Below are 9514 nucleotides of genomic sequence, written 5' to 3'. Positions count from 1 at the left end.
CGACGAAAGCCGATATCATCGACACGGTGAAGAAGGCCGACATCGCCGACATGGCGACGAAGACTGACATCATCGACATGGTGAAGAAGGCCGACCTTGCCGACCTGGCTCACGCGACCAGGACGGACATCCAGGCCATAAAGGCGGATCTGGCCATAACGAAGAACCAGATACTGGCCGAATTGAACGACAAGCTCCGCTTTCAGAGCTTCGCCTTGATGGGCGGCGTGACGGCGATCGTCGGCTTGGCCACCGCCATCATCAAGCTAGGGCCCTAGCCCTTAGCGGTGGAGTTCTTCAGAGCGCCGCCGTGATCTTCTCGGCCAAGGCCTTGAGCTCTTCGACATCCGCCATGCCTTCGCCATGCCGCCCCAGCGCCTCGCCCTCGTAGCGGGGGATGATGTGGAAATGCAGGTGGAAGATGGTCTGGCCGGCCGGCGCGCCGTTGAACTGGGTCACCACCACGCCGTCGGGCTTCAGGGCCGTCGTCACGGCCTGGGTCACCTTCTGCACCGCCCCGATCAGCCGCCCCAGGGTCTTGGTCTCGGCCTCCAGCAGGTTGCGGGCCTGGCTGGTCTTGGAGACCACCAGCACGTGGCCGCGCGACTGCGGAAAGACGTCCATGAAGGCCATGACCTGGTCGTCCTCGAACACCTTCACGGCCGGGATCTCGCCGCGGATGATCTTGGCGAAGATGTTGTCGGCGTCGTAGCTTCCGTGAAGGCTCATGATCGTCTCCGGCGTGATCGAAACCGTACCTAGCAAACCGGGAGGGGCGCGCAAATGACTACGAGCCCGACGCGGCGACGCATGCTGGCGACCGGCGCCGCCCTGGGCCTCGCCGGGCCGGCCCTGGCGGCGAGCGACGCCCTGCACCGCCAGGACCTGTTCACCACCGCCGACGACGGCGTCCGCCTGCACGTGCGCGAAGTCCGGCCGGCGGCGCCGCGAGGCGCGCCGCTGATCCTGCTCCACGGCGCCCGCGCCCCGGGCGTCGCTTCGTTCGACCTGCCTGTGGCCGGCGGCTCGCTGGCCGCCGACCTGGCCCGGCGCCTGAACCGTCGCGTCTACGTGATGGACGCTCGGGGCTATGGCGGCTCGCAGCGCCCCGCCGCCATGAGACGGCCGCCGGAGGAAAGCCGCCCCCTGTCGCGCGCCTTCGAGGTGGTCCGCGATGTCGACGCCGTTCGCGGCCTGGCCGCCCGGCGGTCCAGACACGAGGGCGTCGGCCTGATCGGCTGGGCCACGGGCGGACTATGGGCGGGGTTCTACGCGGCGCTGAGGCCCGAAGCCGTTTCCGGCCTGGCGACGATCAACGCCCTCTATGGCGGTTCGGACGTCCACGCGATGCTGGGTCCCGGCTCGGCCGTCGCCCAGGCCGGCCGGCCCCGGCGTTTCGATCCGGCGACCGGCGGCTATGCGCTGTATCCGGCCGCCTCGCTGATGCGGGTCTGGGACCGGAACATTCCCGTCGACAACAAGGACGACTGGCGCGATCCCGCCGTCGCCCAGGCCTTGGCGGCGGCCGCGCTGGCCAGCGACCCGGACAGCGGCCGGCATGATCCGCCGCTGTTCCGCGCCCCGCTCGGCGCACTGGAGGACAGCTTTCACCAGGCCTGCGGGCGACGGCTCTATGACGCCGGCTCGATCGCCGCGCCAACGCTGCTGCTGCGCTCGGAGCACGATTTCTGGAGCCGCCAGGCCGACCTCGACGCCTTCGCCGCCGACGCGGGCCGCGCGCCGCCGGTCAGGACCGTGACCCTGTCCGGCGCTACCCATTTCGTCCATCTGGACCGTCCCGACCGCGGCCGCGACCGCCTGCTGGCCGAACTGGTCGATCACTTCGGAGAGATCCGCCCATGACCGAACACCTGACCGAACGCCAGAGGAAGTGGTTCGCCTCGGTGCGCGAGGGCCTGGCCCGCGAGACCGGCAAGAGCCTGGAAGACTGGGTGGCGATCGCCCGCGCCTGCCCCGAAACCAAGCCCCGCGCCCAGCTCGCCTGGCTCAAGATGCATCATGGCCTGGGCCAGAACCGGGCCAGCTATGTCCTGTCGGTGGCCTTCCCGTCCGAGCGGGCCTGGGACAATCCCGACGAAACCCGCGCGGCCCTGTGGACCGACCCAGCCTCGGCCACGATCCTGGAGGCGCTGGAAGCGGCGGTGGCCGGCTTCGGCGGCCTGGTCACCGGCCAGCGCAAGACCTACAGCGCCTGGTCGCGCGAATTCCAGTTCGCGGCCGCCAAGCCGGTCAGGGGCGGGACGGCGATTCTGGGCCTGGCCCTGACGCCCGAGGCTTCCCCGCGCCTGCTGGAACCGAAAAACGAAAGCTGGTCCGAGCGCCTGAAGGCCAAGGTCGCCCTCGCCTCGCCGGCCGATGTGGACGATGAGATCCGCGCCCTGCTGAAGGCGGCCTGGGAACGGTCCTGAGGCGCTAGCTCTTCACGCCTCGTGGCGGAACGGCGAGAACTCATCGGTCAGCATCGCCATTTCGGCGTCGACCGCCTCACGTTCGCGTTCCAGATAGCGAGCGACGGGCTCGCGCAGGGCCGGATCGGCGATCCAGTGGGCCGAATAGACCGGGCTGGGCAGATAGCCGCGGGCGATCTTGTGCTGTCCCTGGGCCCCGGCCTCGACGCGCGGCAGGCCCAGGCGGATGCCGTGCTCGATGGCCTGGTAGTAGCAGAGCTCGAAATGCAGGAACGGCACATCCTCGGTGCAGCCCCAGTGGCGGCCGTAGAGGCAGTCGTCGCCGATCAGGTTCAAGGCCCCGGCGATCCAAGGGCCGCTCGGCCGGCGGGCCAGGATCAGCAGCACCTTGTCGGCCATCCGCTCGCCCAGCAGCGAATAGAACGCCCGGTTCAGATAGGGCCGCCCCCACTTGCGGCCGCCCGTGTCCATGTAGAAGCCGAAGAAGGCGTCCCAATGGGCCTCGGTCAGCCGATCCCCGGTCAGGGCCACGATCTCCAGCCCGGCCTGGGCGTCCCGCCGCTCGCGGCGGATGGTCTTGCGACGGTTGGACGACAACGACGCCAGGAAGTCGTCGAAGGTCGCGTAGCCTCGGTTGAACCAGTGGTACTGCTGGTCCTGGCGGCGCAGCAGGCCGCGCTGGCCCATCCACGCCCATTCGCCGGCCGTCGGGAAGGTCACGTGCAGCGACGAGGCGTTGAGCCGGTCGCACAGGGTCAGGGCTCCGCCCAGCAGGGCCGAGCGCCCTTCATCGATATCGATGTCGGGCCGCACGATCAGCCGCGGCCCGGTCACTGGCGAGAACGGCGCCGAACACTGGAGTTTCGGATAGTACCGCCCACCGGCCCGCTCGTAGGCGTCGGCCCAGCTATGGTCGAAGACGTATTCGCCCTGGCTGTGGGACTTCAGGTACAGCGGCATGACCGCCGCCACGCGGCCGGCCCCGTCCTCGACCGAAAGATGGTGCGGCGCCCAGCCGGTGCGCTCTGTCGCGCAGCCGCTTTCCTCCAGGGCGTTCAGGAAATCGAAGCTGACGAAGGGATCGCCGTGCGGGGCCGCGCAGGCGTCCCAGGCGTCACGGCCGATCTCGGCGATGCGCCGGTGGACGCGCACCTCCGCCCTGACGGCTGTCACGCGGCGAAGCCCTCGAAGATCAGGTTGTCGCAATGGTCGCGAACGTCTTCCCATTGCTCGGCCGAGCGCACGGTCCAGGCGATGACCGGCATGCCCTTGGCGCGCAGCACATCGGCCCGGGCGCTGGGCAGCATGTCCAGGCCCAGAGCCAGGAAATCTGGCCGGGCGATCTCGATCTGCTCCAGGTTGGCCAGGGACTTGCGAAGCTCCGGGGCCAGCTTGCGGGCGTTCTCGTCGGCCCAGCCGTAACTGTCCAGGCCGCGCAGGATCTGCGGCTGGTGCTCGGCGAACCAGGCGTGGGAATAGGGATTGAAGCCGATCACCGCGGTCGGCCCGTTGTGGTCCAGCAGGATCTCGCTGACCTGCTTCTCCAGCTCGCCGACCTCGCCGAACGGGGTCTTCAGCTCGATATAGACCATGGCCCGATGGCCGATCAGGGTCAGGGCGTCGGCCAGGGTGGGGATGGTTTCGTCGGTGCCCGACAGGTTCAACCGGCCAAGGTCGGCGGCGGTGTGGTCGCGCAGCTTGCCCGGCGCGCCCGTCAGTCGCTCCAGCTGGTCGTCATGGAAGACCACGACATGGTTGTCGGCGGTCAGCTGGACGTCCAGCTCGATCGCATAGCCGTGGGCGCAGGCGGCCTGGAAGGCGGCCAGGGAATTCTCCGGCGCGCCGTCCGGCGACCACAGCCCCCGATGCGCCACCGCCGGCTCGAACAGGCGCTCCCACGCCTCGCCGAAGACCTCGGTGCCAGGCCGGGGCCGCGCGCGCATCAGCCTACCTCGACCACGGCGTCGACCTCGACCGAGAAGCCAAGCGGAAGCTTGTAGACGCCCACGGCCGAGCGCGCGTGACGGCCGGCGTCGCCGAACACCTCGACCATCAGGTCCGAGCAGCCGTTGATGACCTTGGGAATGTCGGTGAAGTCCTGGCTGACCTGGACGAAGCCGCCCAGCTTGACCACCCGCTTGACGCGATCGAGGTCGCCGACGGCCGCCTTCATCTGGGCCAGCAGGTTGATCCCGCACAGCCGCGCGCCCTGCTGGGCGGTTTCCAGGTCGACCTCGGTCCCGACCGTGCCCTTGAGACCGCCGTTGGCGTCGAGCGAAATCTGGCCGGAGATGTGGACTAGGTTCCCCGTCTGGACGAAGGGCACATAGTTGGCGACCGGCGCGACCGGTTGCGGCAGCACGATCCCCAGTTCCGCCAGACGCTGTTCGACCTTCGACATCACACGCTCCAATAACTTGGACGCATGCTTAGCGCGGCGGGATGACAGGACAAGAAAAAAGGCCCGAACCCTTGCCGGCTCGGGCCTTCAAACTGTTTTGGCTCGACGTGAGCCGGTCGCCTTAGCGGGCGGCCTGCAGCTTCTCGACGGTGGCGGTGACGCGTTCGTTCAGCGGCTTGACCGAGTCCTTGATCGAGGCCGAGACGATCTCCGAGGCCTTGCTGACCTGGGCGATGTAGGCTTCCAGGGCCGACTTGGCCCAGGCGGTCTGCAGTTCGACGGCTTCCTGCACGCTCTTGGCGGCGGCCAGCGACTTGGCGGCGGCGACCTGGTCCTCGGCAGCCTTCTTCGAATAGGCGAAGGTCTGGGCGCCCAGGGCTTCGGCGCCCTTGGTGGCGGCAGTCACCGAGGCGACCACGGCTTCGAGGTTCTTCTTGGAATAGGTGTTGGCTTCGGCCAGAGCGGCCAGCGACTTCTCGACGCCGTCCTTGAACGCTTGGTTCGAGGCGGTGCTGAACTGTTCGACGGTGTTCTTCAGGGTTTCAGCGGCGGCCATGGGGAGCTCCTGGCAGGGTGCGGGGCATGACGACGGACAAGCGGCATCCAGGCCATGCGTTGGGACAACACGGGTGTCTCATGTTGCAGTGCAGCAGTCAAGGAAATTGTGCGCCGCACCATAACCTGACGTAGGTCTTCACTCGCCCAGGGCGAGAGACCGAAGCTTCGCCGCAACGCCTTGAAATTATCCATCTCTGCGGCGAAATCGCTCACTACTTGTTTACCTTAGAGAAAGGCGGCCACGCGCATGCTAAGATCACGCGTGTGGCGGTGCGGAACCGCTCAGTTCAAAATGACGGACGCATTTCCCATGTTCGCCAAGCTTACTTCCGTCCGCTCCGCCTTCGCCGTTCTCGGTTTCGCCGGCGCCATGCTGTGCGGTCTGGCCGCCCCGGTCGCCGCCTCCGCGCAGATTCCATATCTGCAGATGAACAGCGCCGAGCCCAAATACGCGGCGATCGTGATCGACGCCAACTCGGGCGAAATGCTTTACGACAAGAGGGCCGACAGCCCGCGCTACCCGGCGTCCGTCACCAAGATCATGACGCTGTACCTCACCTTCGAGGCGCTCAGCGAGGGCCGCCTGAAGCTGACTGACCGCGTGGCGATCTCGTCCCACGCCGCGGCCCAGGCGCCGACCAAGCTGGGCCTGTCGGTCGGCGACAGCGTCAGCGTCGACGAGGCGATCCGCGCCATGACCGTGAAGTCGGCCAACGACATCGCCGTGGCCATGGCCGAGCGGCTCGGCGGCAGCGAGTCGCGGTTCGCCGCCCTGATGACCCTGCGTGGCCAGGAACTGGGCATGCGCAACAGCCGCTTCGTCAACGCCTCGGGCCTGCCCGACAGCCGCCAGATCTCGACCGCCCGCGACCTGGCCATCCTGTCGCGCGCCACCATGCGCGACTTCCCGCAGTATTATTCCTATTTCAGCATCAAGGGCTTCGAGTTCCGCGGCCGCTACATCCCCGGCCACAACCGCCTGCTGACCAACATGCAGGGTTTCGACGGCCTGAAGACCGGCTACACCAACGCCTCGGGCTACAATCTGGCCGGCTCGGCCGTGCGCGACGGCCGCCGCCTGATCGCCGTGGTCCTGGGCGGCTCATCCACCGCCTGGCGCGACAACAACATGGAAGACCTGCTGACCACGGGCTTCGACGTGCTCAAGCGCCGCTCGCACGGCGAGCGCACGACCATCGCCGCCAACCTCTATGAAGACGAGCCGACCGGCCCGATCATGCGCCCCTCCACCGAGGAAGGCGACGGCGACCAGGCCGGGCTGAAGATCGTGCTGACCGACAATCCCAAGCCTCCGCCCCCCCTTAAGGTTTCGCCGACCCTGCGCGCGGCCCAAGCGCCAATCGTCAAGCCTGCGCCGAAGAAGGCCAAGGGCGAATGGGGCGTGCAGGTCGGGGCGTTCAAGTCCAAGAGCCTGGCCAACGAACAGCTGATGCTGGTCCGCTCGCGCTTCGCCAAGTTCGTGACCGACGCCGAGGGCGCCGTCGAAGGTGCGGCCAGCACGACCTTCCGCGCCCAGTTCCAGGGCCTGACCGCCGAGGCGGCCCAGAGCGCCTGCCGCGCGATCAGCGCCAAGCGCCAGCCCTGCATGGTCCTGGCGCCGCGGTAAGGCCCCCTACTTCCCGTCCAGCAACCGGTCCCGCGCGGCGTTGAGCTGCGCGGCCAGACCGGCGGTGCCGCCCTTGTCCGGGTGGGCCATGCGGATCAGACGCGAATAGGCCGCCTGGATTTCCGCCCGGGACGCCTGCGGTCCCACGCCCAGGATCGCCCGCGCCTCCGAGACGCTCGGCCCGGTCTCCAGCGGCGCCGCCTTGCGGACCGCCGGGCGCTGGCGGGCGGTCGTGGCGCTCCAGGCGCCGATCACCAACAGGACGATGCAGACCGGCCACTCGCTGCGCACGCCGGCATAGGCCCCGCCGGCGAAGGCCAGCAGCGCGGTTATGCCCGCGCCGATCCGCCAGCCGTCGCCCTTCAGCACGCGCGTGGCGCGTCCCGACAGGACGAACAGCAGGATCGCGCCGCCCAGCAGCAAATAGAACATGGAACGTCAGTCCCCGACGCCGGCCCTCACTATTGGGCGGCGAGCAGAGTTTCCCCGGAATAGGCCGAAAGGCCAAGGGAATGCATCAGGGCCCGCAGTTCCTGGCGCGCGGCCAGGTGCTGCAGCGACACCGGAACCGGGCGCACCTGGGTCGACAGGTCGGCGATGGTCAGGCCGAACGGGAACAGCTCGCGATAGATCACCCGGTCGCGCAGGCCGGGGCCCATGCGGAAGCCGACCCGCTTGGACAGGGCGGTCAAGCGGTCCTCGACGCGCTTGCGGTTGCGGGCCTCGGTGGTGGCCAGGCGGTTGCGCAGCACCACCCAGTCCAGCGCCTGGCGCTGGCCCGACAGGGCGCGGGCCTTGCGGGCCTCCCAGACGGTCAGGGAATAGAGGCTGGGCTTCTGCAGCTCCATGGTCACCGGGTCGACGTGGCCCAGCATGTCGAAGTCGACGAAGCTGTCATTCATCGGGGTGACGATCAGATCGGCCAGGCCGTGGGCCATGCGTGAGATGGCGGTGTCGCCGCCGGGGGTGTCGATCAGCACGAAGTCGGCGGCCTCGCGCGCGGCGACGAAAGCCGCCTCGAACTTGGCGACCTGGTCGGCTTCGGGCGCGGCGGCCAGGGCGATGTCGTCGTCGCTGAGCCGGAACGGCAGCGGCTCGGGCAGAGTCACGTTGTTGCCGGCGATCCAGGCCCTGCGGTTCTCGAAGAATCGCATCGAGGTGCATTGGCGCAGGTCGAGATCCAGCAGCGCCACCTTGGCGCCGCCGTACAGCAGCGCGGTGGCGAGATGGACGGCGATGGTGGACTTGCCCGCCCCGCCCTTCTCGTTGCCGACGACGATGACACGCGTTTCGGCCATGCCTTCTTTCCTTCTTTTCGCCCGACTCGGCGACTCTCAATGAAAGATTAACACGCAGGAGACGCCCTGAGAGGGCGCGACGTCAATCCTGGGCTGCCTTCCTGTGGACCCATTGTCGCAGGTGGACGCCTGGACGTGCGTCCGTCATAAGCCAACGCCTGTTCGAGACAGGAGTTCGCCGTGGCCGCCGACAAGCCGAGCAAGGCGCTGAAGATCGTCCGCACCGTCGCCGACCTGCGCGCCCAGGTCGCCGCCTGGAAGGCCGCCGGCGAACGCGTGGCGCTGATCCCGACCATGGGCGCCCTGCACGAAGGCCACCTGTCGTTGATCCATCTGGGCCAGACGAAAGCCCGGCGCACCGTGGCCAGCGTCTTCGTCAATCCCAAGCAGTTCGCCCCGCACGAGGATTTCGATTCCTATCCGCGCGGCGAGGCCCGCGACGCCGATCTGTTGGCCGGGGTCGGCTGCGACCTGATGTTCGCGCCGGACGTGGCGGAGATGTACGCCCCGGGGTTCTCGACGACCGTCAACCTGACCGGCGTGTCCGAGCCGTTGGAAGGCGCCGCGCGCCCGCAGTTCTTCGGCGGCGTGGCCACGGTGGTGACCAAGCTGCTGATCCAGTCCCAGGCCGACGTCGCGATCTTCGGCGAGAAGGACTATCAGCAGCTGCAGGTCATCAAGCGGGTGGTCAGGGACCTGGACATCCCGGTCGAGATCGTCGGCGCGCCGACCGCCCGGGCCGAGGACGGCCTGGCCCTGTCCTCGCGCAACGCCTATCTCAGCCCGCAGGAGCGCGCCGCCGCCGTCGCCTTGCCGAACGCCATGAAGGCCGCCGCCAGGGCCGTGGCCGCCGGCGGCCGGATCGACGAGGCCGAGGCCGCCGCCAAGGCCGCCATCCTCGCCGCCGGCTTCCGCCAGGTGGACTATGTCGACATCCGCGAGGCCGGCGACCTGTCGCGCCTGGGGCCGGGCCCGATCGGCGAGGCGCAGGGTCGCATCCTGGTGGCGGCCTGGCTGGGCAAGACCCGGCTGATCGACAACATGGCGGTTGGCTGAACTGTTCGGCATGACCTCTCGTCCTCACGCGGAAAGCCGCTGAGCTTGTAGGGAGGCGCGGAGCGGTCCGGGCCGAGCCCGGATGACCGTGGGTGTTGTGTGTGCGTTTCGGCTAGACCTGACCGCTCCGCCGAACCGTTCTTCT

The 9514-nt window shown here is 68.6% G+C and carries 11 protein-coding genes and 1 pseudogene; 5 read left to right on the top strand and 7 right to left on the bottom strand.

Annotation, left to right across the window (positions count from 1 at the left end):
• Window positions 1-278, top strand: a pseudogene (locus tag BM066_RS25475) (hypothetical protein); the annotation flags it as partial.
• 19 nt (window positions 279-297) lie between these two features.
• Here BM066_RS25475 and BM066_RS25470 read toward each other — a convergent pair.
• Window positions 298-729, bottom strand: coding sequence for an HIT family protein (locus tag BM066_RS25470; RefSeq protein ID WP_018113393.1), 432 nt, complete (start codon window positions 727-729; stop codon window positions 298-300).
• Between the two features lie 54 nt (window positions 730-783).
• Here BM066_RS25470 and BM066_RS25465 point away from each other — a divergent pair, with 54 nt between their 5' ends.
• Together BM066_RS25465 and BM066_RS25460 are read left to right on the top strand one after the other, a co-directional pair.
• Window positions 784-1863 carry an alpha/beta hydrolase gene (locus BM066_RS25465; protein ID WP_143093823.1) on the top strand — a complete coding sequence of 360 codons (1080 nt, stop codon included), beginning with the start codon at window positions 784-786 and terminating at the stop codon, window positions 1861-1863.
• Complete coding sequence (locus tag BM066_RS25460; protein ID WP_018113391.1) at window positions 1860-2429, top strand: DUF5655 domain-containing protein; 570 nt, start codon at window positions 1860-1862, stop codon at window positions 2427-2429. The genes BM066_RS25465 and BM066_RS25460 overlap by 4 nt, the downstream gene beginning before the upstream one ends.
• Window positions 2430-2441: 12 nt before the next feature.
• Here the strand turns inward: BM066_RS25460 and BM066_RS25455 are convergent, their stop codons facing one another.
• The 4 genes from BM066_RS25455 to BM066_RS25440 all read right to left on the bottom strand — a co-directional run bounded on the left by BM066_RS25455 (window position 2442) and on the right by BM066_RS25440 (window position 5386).
• Window positions 2442-3602: a GNAT family N-acetyltransferase gene (locus tag BM066_RS25455; protein WP_029589493.1), complete on the bottom strand. Its 1161-nt coding sequence runs from the start codon at window positions 3600-3602 to the stop codon at window positions 2442-2444.
• On the bottom strand, window positions 3599-4372 hold the full coding sequence (locus BM066_RS25450) for a glycerophosphodiester phosphodiesterase (protein ID WP_018113389.1): 774 nt from the start codon (window positions 4370-4372) through the stop codon (window positions 3599-3601). The genes BM066_RS25455 and BM066_RS25450 overlap by 4 nt, the downstream gene beginning before the upstream one ends.
• Window positions 4372-4830 (bottom strand): RidA family protein, encoded by a 459-nt coding sequence (locus tag BM066_RS25445; RefSeq protein WP_018113388.1) that lies wholly within the window; start codon window positions 4828-4830, stop codon window positions 4372-4374. The genes BM066_RS25450 and BM066_RS25445 overlap by 1 nt, the downstream gene beginning before the upstream one ends.
• Window positions 4831-4951: 121 nt before the next feature.
• Window positions 4952-5386, bottom strand: a complete 435-nt coding sequence (locus BM066_RS25440) for a phasin family protein (protein ID WP_018113387.1) — start codon at window positions 5384-5386, stop codon at window positions 4952-4954.
• A 312-nt stretch (window positions 5387-5698) separates the two neighbouring features.
• Between BM066_RS25440 and BM066_RS25435 the strand changes: the two genes are divergently transcribed.
• Entirely contained in the window at window positions 5699-7015 is a 1317-nt protein-coding gene (locus tag BM066_RS25435) for a serine hydrolase (protein WP_018113386.1), read from the top strand.
• Between the two features lie 6 nt (window positions 7016-7021).
• Here the strand turns inward: BM066_RS25435 and BM066_RS25430 are convergent, their stop codons facing one another.
• Together BM066_RS25430 and BM066_RS25425 are read right to left on the bottom strand one after the other, a co-directional pair.
• Window positions 7022-7447, bottom strand: coding sequence for a J domain-containing protein (locus tag BM066_RS25430; protein ID WP_018113385.1), 426 nt, complete (start codon window positions 7445-7447; stop codon window positions 7022-7024).
• A 29-nt stretch (window positions 7448-7476) separates the two neighbouring features.
• The gene (locus BM066_RS25425; RefSeq protein ID WP_018113384.1) at window positions 7477-8313 is read right to left on the bottom strand and encodes a division plane-positioning ATPase MipZ; all 837 of its coding nucleotides are present in this window, start codon (window positions 8311-8313) and stop codon (window positions 7477-7479) included.
• A gap of 207 nt (window positions 8314-8520) precedes the next feature.
• On the opposite strand from BM066_RS25425, the gene panC reads away from it, so the two are divergent.
• Window positions 8521-9369 (top strand): pantoate--beta-alanine ligase, encoded by an 849-nt coding sequence (gene panC, locus BM066_RS25420; protein ID WP_089931211.1) that lies wholly within the window; start codon window positions 8521-8523, stop codon window positions 9367-9369.
• Window positions 9370-9514 lie beyond the last annotated feature (145 nt).

Source organism: Caulobacter sp. UNC279MFTsu5.1 (genome assembly GCF_900114015.1).
Classification (GTDB): Bacteria; Pseudomonadota; Alphaproteobacteria; order Caulobacterales; family Caulobacteraceae; genus Caulobacter.
The sequence above is the reverse complement of the archived record's forward strand: the minus strand, read 5'-3'. Positions and strand labels throughout refer to the sequence as shown.

Excerpts from the sequence above, each read along its gene's own strand:
- BM066_RS25470 (WP_018113393.1), bottom strand. The coding sequence starts at position 729 with ATGAGCCTTCACGGAAGCTACGACGCCGACAACATCTTCGCCAAGATC.
- BM066_RS25465 (WP_143093823.1), top strand. The coding sequence starts at position 784 with ATGACTACGAGCCCGACGCGGCGACGCATGCTGGCGACCGGCGCCGCC.
- BM066_RS25460 (WP_018113391.1), top strand. The coding sequence starts at position 1,860 with ATGACCGAACACCTGACCGAACGCCAGAGGAAGTGGTTCGCCTCGGTG.
- BM066_RS25450 (WP_018113389.1), bottom strand. The coding sequence starts at position 4,372 with ATGCGCGCGCGGCCCCGGCCTGGCACCGAGGTCTTCGGCGAGGCGTGG.
- BM066_RS25445 (WP_018113388.1), bottom strand. The coding sequence starts at position 4,830 with ATGTCGAAGGTCGAACAGCGTCTGGCGGAACTGGGGATCGTGCTGCCG.
- BM066_RS25440 (WP_018113387.1), bottom strand. The coding sequence starts at position 5,386 with ATGGCCGCCGCTGAAACCCTGAAGAACACCGTCGAACAGTTCAGCACC.
- BM066_RS25435 (WP_018113386.1), top strand. The coding sequence starts at position 5,699 with ATGTTCGCCAAGCTTACTTCCGTCCGCTCCGCCTTCGCCGTTCTCGGT.
- BM066_RS25430 (WP_018113385.1), bottom strand. The coding sequence starts at position 7,447 with ATGTTCTATTTGCTGCTGGGCGGCGCGATCCTGCTGTTCGTCCTGTCG.
- BM066_RS25425 (WP_018113384.1), bottom strand. The coding sequence starts at position 8,313 with ATGGCCGAAACGCGTGTCATCGTCGTCGGCAACGAGAAGGGCGGGGCG.